This is a genomic window from Streptomyces sp. NPDC055099, assembly GCF_053607685.1.
The window spans coordinates 58711-72440 of record NZ_JBSGUA010000013.1 but is presented as its reverse complement, the minus strand read 5'-3'; the positions used below and the strand labels follow the sequence as shown (position 1 = coordinate 72440).

Genomic DNA, 13730 nt, shown 5'->3' with positions numbered 1-13730 from the left:
GCATCGCCTTGACCTCCTCCCCTTCTCCCACCTCCGTCCATGAACCGGCGGCGCCCATCGGCGTCGGCATCGTGGGACTCAGCGCTCACGGCGGCTGGGCAAGCACGGCACACGTCCCGGCACTCGCCGCCCTGCCTGACGCCTACGCGCTGCGCGCACTCAGCACCAGCAGCGCGGATACCGCGAAAGCTGCCGGGGAGAAGTTCGGTGTTCCGCTGGCTTTCGGCAGCGTCGAGGAACTGGTGGAGCGGGACGAAGTGGACCTGGTCGTCGTGACCGTGAAGGTGCCGCACCACCGCCAGCTGGTCACGTCCGCGCTGGCCGCCGGGAAGACCGTGCTGAGCGAGTGGCCGCTGGGCAACGGAACCGCCGAGGCCGAGGAGATGGCCGCGTTCGCACACACCCGGAAGCTGCGCGGCTTCGTCGGACTCCAGGCGCGTTCCGCCCCGTCGGTCCGCTACCTGCGTGACCTGATCGCGGACGGCTACGTCGGCGAGGTGCTCTCGACCAGCATCATCGCCTCGGGAAGATCGTGGGGGTCCACGTACGACGACGGTGGCGCCTACCTCATCGACCGCGACAACGGCGCCACCATGCTGACCATCCCGTTCGGCCACACCCTCGACGGCCTCGCCTCGGTCCTGGGCTCGTTCACCGAACTCAGCGCCACGACGACCACCCGGCGCGGCACCGTGCGCCACCGGCAGACCGGGGAACGCGCGGCCATGACCGCGGAAGATCAGATCGCCGTCACCGGCACCCTCGAATCCGGCGCCGTCGCCTCCCTCCACTACCGCGGCGGACTGGCGCGCTCCACCAACTTCCTGTGGGAGATCAACGGAACCGAAGGGGACCTGAGGGTCACGGGCGACTCCGGGCACCTCCAGTTCGGCCTGGTCACCATCCACGGCTCCCGCGGCAAGAGCAACGAACTCGCCGAGTTGCCGGTCCCCGACCGTTACGACGCGCACGCGCCTGCCCTGGCCGCCCTCCGCGGGACGACGGCCCACAGCGTCGCCCACGCCTACGACCAACTGCGCGGCGACCTGGCCGCCGGCACCCACCACATCCCCGACTTCGCCCACGCCGCACGCCACCACCGCCTTCTGGACCAGATCCAGAACGCAGCCGCCACAGGCGAGCGACAGCGGGTCACGAGCTCCTGACGCCACCGCGGCATCGGATGACGGCGGGACTCGCCTGGGGAGGGATCCCGGCCTCCTCGTGCAGCACGTGCAGGAGGCGGCCGAGAGGCAGGACACGGCTTTGCCATTGCGGTGAGGACGGAGGCCGGCTCGTCCACAATCAGGACGCTGCCCGATTGCGATGTTGAGCAACCCCAATGGGTGCCGGCCAAGCCCCCTGTCTGCCACTCCGCGCCGGAGAGTCCGATGGCTGCGCCGAGCATGCTGTCCAGCCCGTTGTGGAGTTCCGCGGTGACGGCGCAGACCTCCTTCCAGCCCTCCGCCAGTCACCCTGCACATCGTCGCTCACCCCGGCGCACCGTGCCCCGTCGTGCCCGGCGAGGCGGGCGATCAAGCCCCGTCCGTGGGTGCGCCGTTGGCCTGTCGCTGGCCGAGTTGGCGCTCCAGCTCGCTGCGGAGCTGTTCGGGGAGCTGGCCGGTGAGCCCCCACGTGACGATCTGTTGGGAGACGTCGCGCAGTTTGGTGTTGGTACGCATCGAGACGTCGCGGAGGACGGTCCACGCATCATCGGGGCTCAGCTTCCCCAGCGCGATGACCACGCCGATCGCTTGGTCGACCGTCGCGTGGGACCACACGGCCTGCTTCAACTGCTCGACCTCGTCTTGCAGTTCGATGACCGTCTCGGACTCGTCGGCTGCGGCTGGGGCAGTGCGCTCAACGCGGTTTGCGTCAATCGACAAGGCAAGCTCTCCGAGGTCTGGGGATGTTGCTCTGTCCACAGAATTCCCGTTGATCATGGAGAGCGCAACTGTGGCCCGCCCGGCCCACCTTGTACACCGCGCCTCGGGGTGGTCGAAGTGATCCAGGGCGCCGATGGCAGCTCACCACCTGTGCGCTCAGGAGCCGGCTTCCAGGTCAGAGGCAGCCCTTGTTGCTGACGATTTCGTGGGCGAACAGGTGGAGTGGCTGGTTCACCCTGCGGCTGTACCCCTCCAGGAGGGTGAGCGTTTGGCCGATGGAGCAGTCGAACCTTGCGGCGAGGATGCCCTTCGCCTGTTCGGTCACCCTGGCGTGGCTCAGGTGTTGATCGAGTGAGGTGTCGCTCGGCGAAGGCACGGTCGGGCGTGCTCCAGTGCGCTCGGCGCGCATGGATCGGGCGAACAGGCGCACGGCGACTGCCTGAAGGCGCATCTTCGTTGCTGTGGCCTGCGCGCGTGTGGCCCTGTTCTGGAGGGTGGCGGCCCGCTCGCGCTGTCGTTCGCACGCGTGGGCCCATTGCTCCCGCCAGTCGGGCCGATCGGGATCGAAAGCAGGAAGTGTCACGCTCTTACCCCCAGTTGGTGCAGTGCTGACCGTGACAAGTGTTCCTGTCCTGAGGAGGCAGTGGAAGGCCCCGTGAGTCGGAGGGCGATGAGTTGTCAACTTCTGCCTCGATCCGGTGCCCGTATGAGCTCAGCCCGACAGACCGCTGACCGCGTCGCCGACGTACTTTGCCGCGAGGACGATCAGCACGGTGATCATGATGGCCCCGTTGGGGGCAGCCATCGACGCTTTCCACTCGCACGAGCACCTTCGCTGACTTCGGGCCGCCGAGAAGGTAGATGCCGAGCGGTAGCAGGGTGCACAGAGAGGCGGTGAGTGCCATCAGGACGGCGGCGACAATCTTGTCGTCGGCGGAGCTGTACGCGCGGCGATGGAGACGGCGCCGCCGATCGCCAGGACCAGGTTTTTCGGGGTGGCGACCGCGAGCGCGGCGGCAAGTCCGGCCGATTTCCTCGGGGTGAATCCGCCGCGGCCTACGGCAACGAAGAAGCTGTCGGCCGCGCCATCAGGTCCAGCGGCATCCCGCGCCCCGCGGCCTGTTCGTCACCACCAAGCTGTGGGTCCAGGACGCCCCGGCCCAGGATCACACTCGCCGCGCGTTCGAGACGTCCCTGACCCGGCTGGGTCTGGACTACCTCGACCTGTACCTGATGCACCAGCCCTCCGCAGACGTCTACGGCCAGGGGCGCGCGATGGAGGACCTCCACCGCGAGGGCCTCGCGAAGTCGATCGGTGTCGCCAACTTCTACCCCGACCGCCTGGTCGACCTGATCGTCAACAGCGAGATCACTCCGGCCGTCAACCAGTTCGAGACCCACCCCTTCTTGGTGATGGGGGGTATGCGTGAGGAGGAGGGTTCGAGCCCCGTCTCGTGAGACAGCTAAAAGTCTGGGGAGTCGGGCGCGCGAGGGCCCAGGCGGCGCAGGTCCGCCGCGCGGCTCCCGGCGGGTTGGAGATCGGACCACGGGGACAGTTTCGCGCCCGCGGTGCCGTCGCTGAGTGTGCGCGTTGCAGCCGTCTGGTTGCCGTTGCGGGCCGGCGTCGGTGCGGGTGTGGTGTGTCCCAGGAGGTCGAGGGCGGCTCGTGGGCCGTGGTCCCGGCGGGCTGCTGCCACCGTTTCCAGATCCCATACGACCTGGCCGACCACGGTCCGGCGTGCACCGCGGGCCTCCACCGTTCCCTGCACCAGCAACAGGCCCGAGTGGAAGATGGTGTGGGCGCACGCCGCATGGGAGTCCTCGAAGAAGGCGAGGTCCACCAGTCCCGAGCCGTCCTCCAACGTCACGAAGATGACGCGTTTGCCGGAGGGGATGGGCGGGGTCTGGGTGGAGGCGCGCACGCCGGCCACCAGAACCGTCTGTCCGGGGTGCAGGCGCTTGAGGTGGGCGGCGTCGGTGGCGCCGATCTCGCGCAGCAGCCGGTGATGGTGCTCCATCAGGTGCTGGGAGACGTCGATCGACAGGACGTCGAGTTCGGCGCTCATCCGTTCGCGGCTGCTCATCTCGCGCAGCCCGCTGGGTTCCGCTCCCACCAGGTCGCCGCCCAGGGCGAGTTGTCCGTCGGTGGTGGCGCGGTTGCGGGTGTGCCGGTGCAGCTCGCGGGCCTGCAGCAGCAGGTCGCGTCGGGTCAGCGCGCCCTTGGTCGCATCGAGGGCGCCGATCTGGATGAGCCGCTCGGCGATCGGCAGTGAGGGGCGGGCCCGCTGCCAGAAGTCCTGCAGTGAGATGTAGGGCTGGTGGGCGGCGATCCGGGCGGCCTCGGCCTCGCTGATTCCCTTCACCGTGGACAGGGCCAGGCGCACCCCCGGTCCGCCCGTGGTGTCTTCCACCCGGTGTGCGGTGTGCGAGCGGCTGATGTCCACGGGCAGTACGGGTACGTGGTGGCGGCGGGCGTCGGCGACGATGACCCGCATCGGCCACATGCCCGGATCGTGCTCCAGCAGCCCCGCGTACAGGGCGGCCGGATGGTGGGCCTTGAGCCAGGCCGACTGCACCGCCGGCACGGCGAATGCGACGGCGTGTGCCCGGCAGAAACCGTACGCACCGAATTCCCGGACCGTGGACCAGACTTCGTCGACCACCTGAGGGGGGTAGCCGCGCTGTGTGGCTGCCGCCTTGAACCACGCCTCGACACGGGGCAGCCGCTCGGCATTGGCCAGGGCGCGGCGGGCGACGTCGCCGGCGGCGAGGTCGCAGCCGGTCATCTTCGCGAGGATCGCGATGATCTGCTCGTGCCAGATCACGACGCCCATCGTGTCGTCCAGGATCGGCTCCAGATCGGGGTGGGGATAGTGCGGGGCCGCGCCGTGGCGCGCCGCGATGAACCGGGCGGGCATGCCGCCCTTGACCGGGCCGGGGCGAAAGAGGCTGATGTCGGCGATGACGTCTTGCATGTGCCGGGGCTGCAGCCTGCCCACGAGATCCATCTGGCCGGGCGACTCGATCTGAAAGCAGCCGATCGTGTCCGAGCGGCGGATCATCTCGAATGTCGGCTCGTCGTCGAGGGGGACGTGGTCGGGGTTGTCGAGGTCCAGGAGCTTGCCGGTGGTGCGGTGGATCTCGGTGACCGCGTGCGCCATCGAGGACTGCATCCGCACCCCCAGTACGTCCAGCTTGAGCAGGCCCAGGTCTTCTACGTCCTCCTTGTCGGCCTGCAGCATCGGGTAGTTGCCGCCGGGGGTGGGCTGCACCGGCAGCCGGTCCAGCAGGGCGGCGTTGGACAGGATCACGCCGCACGGGTGCATGGCGTAGCCGCGCACCAGCGCGTCCAGGCCCTCGGCCAGTTCGAAGAGCTGCCCGAACTCTTCCTTCCTGGCCCTGAGTTGACGTAGCTCGGGCAGTTCGGTGAGCGCGGAGCGGATGTCGCAGGCCCGGATGTGCGGAAATGATTTGGCGATCTCGTCGACGGTCTGGGGGGCGATGCCCAGCGCGAGGCCGGTGTCGCGCAGGGCGTGGCGGGCGCGGTAGGTCTCGGGCATGCCGGTCACCGCGACCCGCTCCCGCCCGAATCTTTCAAAGATCTTGTCGTAGACCTCCAGGCGCCGCGCGGACTCCACGTCCAGGTCGATGTCGGGCAGCGAGGTGCGCCGCTGCGACAAGAAGCGTTCGAACAGCAGCCGGTGCTCGAGCGGGTTGGCGGTGGCGACGAACAACGCGTGGTTGACCATGGACCCGGCGCCGGAGCCACGGGCGGCGACCCGCACGCCCATGGCCCGTACATCCGCGACGACCTGGGCGACGGCCAGGAAGTAGCCCTCGAAGCCGAGCCGGCCGATGACATCGAGCTCATGGTCCAGCTGGCGCAGCGCGACCGGGTCCTCATCCAGGCCGCGGGCGAGCATGCCGGCCTCACAGCGCCGGCGCAGCAGCCGCATCGGTCCGCCGGGCGAGCGGTCGGCGCCCACCACGTGGGGTTCGGGGAAGTGCGCCCGGCCCATCCCCAGGCCGGCTGCGGTCAGGGTGCAGGCGTCGGCGGTCGCCTCGGTCTCGGCGAGCAGCGCGGCCGCCCGTTCCCTGCCGTGCCCGGCCGCCGCGGCGATCCGCGCGGCGGCCTCGCTCATCTCGCCGGGCCCTTTGAGCCAGCGCCCCCCGCCGTCCAGGCTGCGCCGGTCGATGGGCCGCAGCAGCCGGGCCGCGTCCAGGACGTCCGCGAGCCGGTGCTGGGACGGGTCGGCGTAGCGGACGGCACCGGACACCACGACCGGCACGCCCAGCTCGTCGCCCAGCTGTACGGTGCGCGCCGCCAGCCGCAGCGAGCCCGCTCCGGTGCCGCTGCGGCCCAGGTCGACCGCCTCCAGCCGCAGCCCCCGCCCCGCGACCACCCGCCATGGCGCCAGCAACTGCTCGGCTCGGTCGGGACGTCCGGCCATCAACGCGGCGGCGGGCTGTGACGACGGGCCAAGCAGCACCACCAAGCCATCACCCAGGTACTCCTCCAGCACCGGCCACGGCACGAGAGGCACCCCGTCCACCGGCGAGGCATGCGCGGCCGACACGATCCGGCACAGCCGCGCCCAGCCACCCACATCCTGCGCCAGCAGTGTCACCCGCCAGCGCGCCTCCACCACATGCGCACCTCCGCGCACCGGTACGCGACGCCGCCCGCCCCCGGGCTCCGTCACGGAGACGGGCGCAACGCCAAGATCGACGCCGAACAGGGGCCGGACCCCGACGGCCTCCGCGGCCTTGGCGAAGCGAACGGTCCCGGCCACCGTGTCGCGGTCGGTCAGCGCCAGGGCACCGATGCCGCGCTCGGCGGCACGGCGCACCAGAGCGTGGGGGAGCGAAGCACCGTAGCGGGGGGAGTAGCCCGAGGCGACGTGCAGGTGGGAGAAGCGGGAGACCGGCGAGGTGTTCACGCTCCCACCTCCGATCCACGAGACATCATTCAAGCCAGATGGCTCGATCTGTCATCAATGTATCGAACATAAATCGAACACGGCGAGTCGCGTTTGTCTGTACGCGTCGTGGCGGAGGGTGCTGTGACTGAGCGCGATGGCCGGTGGAAACCGCTGGCTGGCGGGCTGAGCACGATAAGTGGCCTGGTAGCGGGGCGTGCGGCGATGCGAGTGGGCAGCTGGCCTGCAGCGCCCTGCAGGAATGCCGCTGATGCGCGGCGGTAAGGTCGGCCGCCCCCTGAACCCGGCGTCGGCCCTGCCTATGCTGCCGCCATGGGTTTGGATCTCACGCTGCTCATGGCGGATTGGAAGTACTTGAGCGCCATACCCGTCGAGAAGCGGGTCGAGGCACTGACCGATGCCTCCCTCGGGCCACCGGAGTTTGAAGACGAGTACGGCCGCGGCGAGTGGAGCGGCGGCTGGGTGTGGCTTCCGGACCGGGAGTCCGCATGGTGCGCCGAGTACGACTTCTTCACCACCACCGGCTCCTTTCGCCCGCACGCCCGCGCAGGGGATGCGTGGGACGACATGCGGTCCCACGCCGACGCCTCTGTGCGTGAGGCGATGGACACCCTTCTCAGCGGTCTGATCTGGGATGCGGACCCGGCCGACGATCCTGTGCCGACTGGCGGCGGGGGGTTCTTCCCGGCGGCCACCGACCGCTGGCGCCCGCGTGTCCTTGTGGTGTGCCCGCCCGAGGCCCTGCCCGGTAAGGCCCGCGCCTGGACGCAGGTGGCATCCCGCCTGGAGGAGCTACGCGACCCGTTCGCCGCCGAGTGCCAGGGCTGGGCAGGGCGGCCGGACAGCTTTGAGGACTTCACCGCGCTTTTGCGTGAATGGGGCGACGTGACCACAGAGGCTGCGCACCGAGGTTGGGGGCTGGTGGGTCTGTCCTAGCCGTCGGCCGCGAGAGGAGCGTGGCCTGCAGGCGCCGCAGACCGCGAAGTGAACGCCACGGTGGGCGAGCAGCGGTGGCGTCCGCGTGGGCTGGGCAGGGCCTCCCCGATCGCCCCCTCAGAGACCCCATCGCCCCTCTCTGAGACAGGGGTGTTGTCGGTGGGTGCTGACAGGGTGCGTGCATGACGGATAGCGAGAGAGCGCGCCTGACGCGGATCCTGAGCGGGTTGCCGACGGCGGCCCGAGGACTGCTGTTGCGGACGGACTGGGATTCTCTCCGGCACGCCTACGGCTCCGGCGAGGACACACCGCTCTCCCTGTGCTCCCTCCTGGACGAAGATCCCGCGGTTCGGTCCGCGGCGTTGGCCGCGTTGGACATGGGCGTGCTGCACCAGGGCTCGTTGTACACCGTCACCGCGCCCGCGGCCCTGTTCGTCGCCGCGATCCTCGACCAACCCGTGGGTCCTACCGAGCACGAGGGGCACTTCCCGTGGGATGACGGGCCGTCACACAGCCTGCGGGCTGCCCTGCTCGGCTGGCTGGGCCAGGTGGCCGAGGCGGCCGCCTACGGGGAGGACCCGGTGCGCGACCGCATGGACTGGCAGTGGGAGCCCTGGCACGAGGCGAATCGACGCCAGCCCGACCCGGACGAGACAGCCGCACTGCTCGCGTGCCGGGAGATACGCCCCACCGTGTACGACGCCATCGAGCCGTTCCTCTCCGATCCTGATCCCCACGTCCGCGAGGCCGCGCTCGGTGCCGCAGTGCCACTCCTGTCCACACCACAGCTCGCCGACCGGGCACCGCGCGCCGCCACACTTCTGCGGGCACGGCTGAGTGTCGCGACGGATCGACGGGAGCGAGCGAATATGGCGCGGGCGCTCGGCGTGTGGGGGATGGACACCTCCGACCTGCTCGCCGACACCGACCCAGCAGTGCAGGTCTGTGCCGCGCTCGCTCCCGCCCATGTCGATCGGCCACGCGCTCTCGCCGTCCTCCTCGACGCCCTACGGGACCCGCGAACGACGGACGGCTGGTTTCCCGAGCCACTGGCCGGGCTCGACGGGTGGTTTCGGTTCACTGTGCTGCGTGCCGCGCTCGCCCTGGCCGAGACCTTCGAGGAGGTGGCACCCGTGGCGCTCACCATCGTGGCCGCCGCTGACGCGTCGGTCACCGACCACGAACGCGGGCCGATCCTGCTCAGAGCCTTTGCTGGTGGCTACACCCCGGCCCATCCGCTCTCTCTCGCCCAACGCGACCTGTTGCGGGCCTTCGTGGACACCGACGAGGCGGCGGGCGCCATCGCCGGGAACAGCTTGTGGTTCCGCGCGGCCGGGCTGCCCGAGAACCGGGAGGGCATCGCCGCGTTGCTGTGACCGTGCCCGCCACCGCAGCCCGCACGCTGCACCCGTGACGCGCCCCGCCTGAATCAGGGCACTCAGTTCAGAAGTCTCTGAACTGTTCTCTGAACTGCACTGGCGCGTGGGATGCCAACACCCCGTGGGCTACGAGGCATGCTGGTCCAGTCGGTCGGCTACGGGGCCGCGGCCCGGAACAAGGCCAAGAGGGCTTGAGCCGGCGGGGAGTCGGCGTCGAAGAATTGCGTGCCCAGCCCGGGGGGCACGGCCGTTCCGTGCATGCGGACCTCGTGGCACGTGAAGCAGAAGGCCGCCTCGAAGAGTGCCAGGTCGAGTGAGTTCTCGCACGCACGGATGCTCCAGCCCGGCGAGAAACCGCAGCGGTGCTGCTCGCTGCCGGGCAGATTCTGGATCAAGGTGAGGGCGTCGGCGGCCTCGCTCCCGGCCCAGCTGGCCCCGGTCCTGCCGGGATACGACGCACCCCGCCTGTCCGGGAGGGAGGTGATCCTAACGACCTGGATCAGCACGGTGGCAGCCACGGCTTCGGAGGGGAGCAGCATGGGCACAGTCTGCCCGCAGGGGCGGCAGCCAGCTCAGGCAGGCACGGGTCCTGCTCACATGCCAACCTATGCGCCGGAGATCAACTGGGAGGTTGCACCTGCCCCGTGCGGCCGAGAGTGGTGGGAAGATCGGCGGGTGAGCACGAGAAAACCGCCCGACGTCGAGTACGCCTTCGTACTCAATGCGAGCGAGATCGACATCCTTCCAGGGGTACGGGGAGACCTGGCGGAGCCGCTGGCATCCGGCCCCGCGACGGATTTGGCGCCGATGCTCCTCGCACTTGTCGACCGCGGGGTGATCGAGGTCTGCCGCTACATCCCGTGGACGGCGCCCGACGGCGCCAAGGGCTTCCAGCCGGGACCACCGATCTCACGCGAAGACCTGCCGGGAGTACTTGCCTGCGCCGAGGAGTGGGACTACCCGGACGACTTCGAGTGGCTCGGCAAGCTCACGCTGGTCCTCACCGATCACCAGCGGCAGGGCGGTTGAGCACGTATCGGGGTGTGGCCGGCAAAGATGCTGGACGTGCGTGCTGAGCCCGGACAGAGGCGGAGCCGAGCAGAGGGTCTCCTCCCAGGGTGGCGATGAGTCATTCCCTCGCTGGCGGCGGCAGGCAAGCAGCTTGCCCTTCCTGGGTGGCGGTGCGAAGTGCCGCGGCGATGGCGGTGGTTGTCGGGTTCGCGTGTTCGGTGTGACGGGTCGCGGCGAACAAGAGGCGTTGGATCGGGTGGTCCGCGATGGGAGTCGTACGGATTCCGGGTGTGGTGGGGTCGATGGCCGTGCGAGGAACGAGCGCGGTGGCGAGGCCGGCTCGCGCGAGGGTGAGCTGGGCGGCGATGTCGGCGGTGATGTAGCGGGGCGCAGGGGTGAAGCCTGCCCGGTGGCAGGCTTGCAGGATGGCTTGTCCGCAGTCGGTGGTCGGCGGTGGCACCGCAAGGTCGTGCGTGGCGAGTTGCCGCAGGCTGACGGGTCGGTCGTCGCCGTGGTCGGCTGCGGTGACGACGAGCAGTGGATCGTCGAGCAGGGGGGAGACGTCGATGCCCTGGGGCGTGGCGTCGGGTAGGTGGTGATAGCGCTGCCCGAGCACCACATCGACGGTGCCGAGTCCGAGCTCGCGCAGTTGTGCCTGGTCGGTCACGAGGCAGGTCACGGTGAGCTGGGGGTGGCATGAACCCAGTGCGGCGAGTGCGGGGGCCACGATCCCGGCGACGGTGGACGGCAGCGCGGCGAGCGTGGCGGTGGCGCCGACCGTGCCCTTGACCGCGGCGACGGCACTTTCGGCCTCCTCCATGGCGGTGAGGATGCGATCGGCGTGTTCGAGGAGGACATGGCCTGCCTCTGTCAGCGCGACGGTTCGCCCGGCGGGGCGCAGCAGGTCCACGCCAACGTCGGCTCGCAGAGCGGCCAGTTGCTGGGATACGGCGCCTGCGGTCAGCTCCAGGGAGTGGGCGGCCGCGGTGATGGAGCCCCGGGCGGCGACGGTTTTGAGCATGTACAAACGGCGAGGATCGAGCATGACTCGATAGATTAGCTAAAGGGTGCCATCAGGAAAGAGACCCTTGACCTGCCGAGTTGCCGTGGGCGATCTTCAGGCCATGGAAACTTCTCAGTGCATCGCCGCCGTGGCCCGCCCCATCCACGATTTCGGTGACGAGTTCATGTCCGACGGGGCGACCGCCGAGATAGGCCTGCGTGCCGGCTTCCCTCCGGGCCGCGGGTTCTACTGCCGCGGACGTTTCGGGGTGCTCGGCGAGGCACCGGTCACGGTGGTTCAAGCGGCACAGGGCTTCCTCGGCCCCCGGCTGGTGACGACCGGCTGGCTCGCGGGACAGCCCGTGATGCCCACGGAAGAGGCGGTCACCTGTTACGCGCAGGCTGTTCGCGCCTGGGGACGCGCGCACATTTCCGCCGACGTCGACGTGGAGCGCTTCAACCGCCTGGCACAGCAGCTGATCGATGCCGCCGACGCCGACGCACTGCCCCTGTTCGCCGGCTGGCGCGTGCAAGCGTGCCCCGACGACGACCCGGTCGGCGCGGCCATGCAGCGCGTACACGTACTACGGGAACACCGGGGAGCCTGCCATCTGGCGGCCGTGCGCCTGTGCGGACTCAGCGCCCGAGCAGCCATGGTCATCGACCTCGGCGTCGAGCAGGCAGCCCACTTCGGCTGGCAGGAGCCGCAGCCGGTCGACGCGTCCCAAGTCCTGCGTCGGCAACGCGCCGAGAGGATCACCGACGAGATGCAGATGCCGCTCTACGCCCGTCTGACGGACCGGGAGCGCATTGAGTTCGCGCGGCTCGTCGGCGAGCTGACCTCCCTGACAAGGGGGCCGGCCACGCCGTCAGCGGTCTGAGTGTTCCATTGGGCCTCTGACTGCTCTAGTTGGTCTGTGTGAGCCGGGGGAGTGATTCGGGTGGATGGAGGTGCCGTTCTGGGGTTCGACAAAGCGCTGGCCTTCCCCCACTTCGGCTGAAGCCATGACGGCCATCGCCGCATAGTCCCACCCACCGCATAACAGACGGAGCGGGCCGATTCACTCCGGGATGATCAGCCCGCGTTCGCGCAGCCGCGGCAGGCATGTCTTCAGGCAGGCCTCCACCGTTACGGCGTCCGTCCGGACCAGGAGATCCTCGTGGAACGGGTTTCCGCTCGCGACGAATGTCCATGGCCTCCGGCCGTCGCGCATGCGCTCGGCATCGGCTTTGACCAGCACCGTGACGCCCTGCTCGGCCAGCGCTTCCATTACGCGCACCACATCCACCGAGGCTTGTCCTTTGCGCCGCTTATCGAACAATCAGCAAAGCTACACGGGCATCTCAGCCGCTTGCTTGACGGCTTGGGCCGTGAGGCGTCTCGTCGGCCGACGCGACGCTCACGCACCCTGCCTGGCGTCGATCTCGGCGATCAAGGCCTCGATACGCGTCTTGATCTCGTCGCGGATCGGGCGCACGGCCTCCACGCCCTGGCCTGCGGGGTCTTCCAGTGCCCAGTCGAGGTACTTCTTGCCCGGGAAGATCGGGCAGGCGTCGCCGCAGCCCATGGTGATGACGTAGTCGGATGCCTGAACGGCCTCGGTGGTCAGGATCTTCGGCTTCTGGTCGGCGATCTCGACGCCGACTTCCTTCATGGCCTGGACGGCGGCGGGGTTGACCTGGTCGCCGGGGATGGAGCCCGCGGAGCGGACCTCGATCCGGTCGCCCGCGAGGTGGTTGAGGAATCCGGCGGCCATCTGGGAGCGGCCCGCGTTGTGGACGCAGACGAAGAGCACGGAGGCCAGGGGAGAGGTGGTCATAGGGGCTTCCTTCGTAGTGATGAGCGGTCAGCAGGGTGCTGGGCAGGGGGTGTTCAGGCTTTTGGAAGGGTGTCGAGCAGGTCGGTGATGTGCGCGTCGATCTCGTCGCGGATGGCGCGTACGACGGCGATGGGCGCGCCGTCGGGGTCCGGAACGGGCCAGTCCAGGTAGCGGCGGCCGGCGACGATGGGGCAGGCGTCGCCGCAGCCCATCGTGACGACGATGTCGGCGGCCTGGACGACTTCGTCGGTCAGCGGTTTGGGGTAGGCGTCGGCAAGGTCGACGCCCGCTTCGACCAGGACCTGGGCGACCCCCGGCTCCACGTCGCCGGCCGGAGGCGTGCCGGCGGAGGACACCGTCACCCGCTCTCCGGCGCGGTGCGCCAGAAGCGCGGCGGCCATTTGCGAGCGTCCGGCGTTGTGGCTGCACACGAACAGCACCCGCGGCGGCCCGCTGCCCGTCGGGTTTTCGGTGTGGGCGAGCGCGTCCAGTCGTTCGCCGGCCAGTCGCTCGGTCAGCATCACCAAATGTGCGCGGACGCGGGCGTGCCCGGCGAGGCGCTCGTAGGAGTCGATGAGCAGCAGCTGCACGGTCTCCGCCGAGAAGCGGCCCGCATGCCGCAAGGCGAGACGGGCGACACCGGCCCAGAGCCGCTCGTCGGGGAAGACGGGCGTCGGCGATGCGGCCATGTGGCAATCCCTTCGACGAGCCGTACGGTCCAGCCCGGACTGGTATCAGTGCAGAATGATGTGACAG

General features: G+C 69.7%; 13 protein-coding genes and 1 pseudogene. 6 read left to right on the top strand and 8 right to left on the bottom strand.

Features of this window, described 5'->3' with window-relative positions; translation table 11 throughout:
• The first annotated feature begins 8 nt into the window (after nucleotides 1-8).
• A complete protein-coding gene (locus ACWFRU_RS28655; protein WP_453691020.1) occupies nucleotides 9-1166 on the top strand; it encodes a Gfo/Idh/MocA family protein in 1158 nt (385 codons plus the stop codon).
• Between the two features lie 369 nt (nucleotides 1167-1535).
• On the opposite strand, the gene ACWFRU_RS28650 is transcribed toward ACWFRU_RS28655, so the two are convergent.
• Together ACWFRU_RS28650 and ACWFRU_RS28645 are read right to left on the bottom strand one after the other, a co-directional pair.
• Entirely contained in the window at nucleotides 1536-1886 is a 351-nt protein-coding gene (locus ACWFRU_RS28650; protein ID WP_453691019.1) for an ANTAR domain-containing protein, read from the bottom strand.
• A 175-nt stretch (nucleotides 1887-2061) separates the two neighbouring features.
• On the bottom strand, nucleotides 2062-2337 hold the full coding sequence (locus ACWFRU_RS28645) for an ANTAR domain-containing protein (RefSeq protein WP_453691018.1): 276 nt from the start codon (nucleotides 2335-2337) through the stop codon (nucleotides 2062-2064).
• Between the two features lie 591 nt (nucleotides 2338-2928).
• Here ACWFRU_RS28645 and ACWFRU_RS28640 point away from each other — a divergent pair.
• A pseudogene (locus tag ACWFRU_RS28640) lies at nucleotides 2929-3293 on the top strand (aldo/keto reductase); the annotation flags it as partial.
• A gap of 56 nt (nucleotides 3294-3349) precedes the next feature.
• Here ACWFRU_RS28640 and ACWFRU_RS28635 read toward each other — a convergent pair.
• Nucleotides 3350-6826, bottom strand: coding sequence for a DNA polymerase III subunit alpha (locus ACWFRU_RS28635; protein ID WP_453691017.1), 3477 nt, complete (start codon nucleotides 6824-6826; stop codon nucleotides 3350-3352).
• A 312-nt stretch (nucleotides 6827-7138) separates the two neighbouring features.
• Here ACWFRU_RS28635 and ACWFRU_RS28630 point away from each other — a divergent pair, with 312 nt between their 5' ends.
• Both ACWFRU_RS28630 and ACWFRU_RS28625 read left to right on the top strand, forming a co-directional pair.
• The gene (locus ACWFRU_RS28630; RefSeq protein WP_453691016.1) at nucleotides 7139-7762 is read left to right on the top strand and encodes a hypothetical protein; all 624 of its coding nucleotides are present in this window, start codon (nucleotides 7139-7141) and stop codon (nucleotides 7760-7762) included.
• 182 nt (nucleotides 7763-7944) lie between these two features.
• Entirely contained in the window at nucleotides 7945-9138 is a 1194-nt protein-coding gene (locus ACWFRU_RS28625; protein ID WP_453691015.1) for a HEAT repeat domain-containing protein, read from the top strand.
• A 158-nt stretch (nucleotides 9139-9296) separates the two neighbouring features.
• Here ACWFRU_RS28625 and ACWFRU_RS28620 read toward each other — a convergent pair whose 3' ends face one another.
• The gene (locus ACWFRU_RS28620) at nucleotides 9297-9680 is read right to left on the bottom strand and encodes a hypothetical protein (protein ID WP_453691014.1); all 384 of its coding nucleotides are present in this window, start codon (nucleotides 9678-9680) and stop codon (nucleotides 9297-9299) included.
• A 136-nt stretch (nucleotides 9681-9816) separates the two neighbouring features.
• Between ACWFRU_RS28620 and ACWFRU_RS28615 the strand changes: the two genes are divergently transcribed.
• The gene (locus ACWFRU_RS28615; RefSeq protein ID WP_453691013.1) at nucleotides 9817-10170 is read left to right on the top strand and encodes a hypothetical protein; all 354 of its coding nucleotides are present in this window, start codon (nucleotides 9817-9819) and stop codon (nucleotides 10168-10170) included.
• A 100-nt stretch (nucleotides 10171-10270) separates the two neighbouring features.
• Here ACWFRU_RS28615 and ACWFRU_RS28610 read toward each other — a convergent pair whose 3' ends face one another.
• Complete coding sequence (locus tag ACWFRU_RS28610) at nucleotides 10271-11173, bottom strand: LysR family transcriptional regulator (protein WP_453691188.1); 903 nt, start codon at nucleotides 11171-11173, stop codon at nucleotides 10271-10273.
• 103 nt (nucleotides 11174-11276) lie between these two features.
• Between ACWFRU_RS28610 and ACWFRU_RS28605 the strand changes: the two genes are divergently transcribed.
• Complete coding sequence (locus ACWFRU_RS28605) at nucleotides 11277-12035, top strand: SCO6745 family protein (protein ID WP_453691012.1); 759 nt, start codon at nucleotides 11277-11279, stop codon at nucleotides 12033-12035.
• A gap of 180 nt (nucleotides 12036-12215) precedes the next feature.
• Here the strand turns inward: ACWFRU_RS28605 and ACWFRU_RS28600 are convergent, their stop codons facing one another.
• The 3 genes from ACWFRU_RS28600 to ACWFRU_RS28590 all read right to left on the bottom strand — a co-directional run bounded on the left by ACWFRU_RS28600 (nucleotide 12216) and on the right by ACWFRU_RS28590 (nucleotide 13663).
• On the bottom strand, nucleotides 12216-12476 hold the full coding sequence (locus ACWFRU_RS28600; protein WP_453691011.1) for a hypothetical protein: 261 nt from the start codon (nucleotides 12474-12476) through the stop codon (nucleotides 12216-12218).
• A 78-nt stretch (nucleotides 12477-12554) separates the two neighbouring features.
• Entirely contained in the window at nucleotides 12555-12974 is a 420-nt protein-coding gene (locus ACWFRU_RS28595; RefSeq protein WP_453691010.1) for an arsenate reductase ArsC, read from the bottom strand.
• A 53-nt stretch (nucleotides 12975-13027) separates the two neighbouring features.
• On the bottom strand, nucleotides 13028-13663 hold the full coding sequence (locus tag ACWFRU_RS28590) for an arsenate-mycothiol transferase ArsC (protein ID WP_453691009.1): 636 nt from the start codon (nucleotides 13661-13663) through the stop codon (nucleotides 13028-13030).
• Nucleotides 13664-13730: the final 67 nt, after the last annotated feature.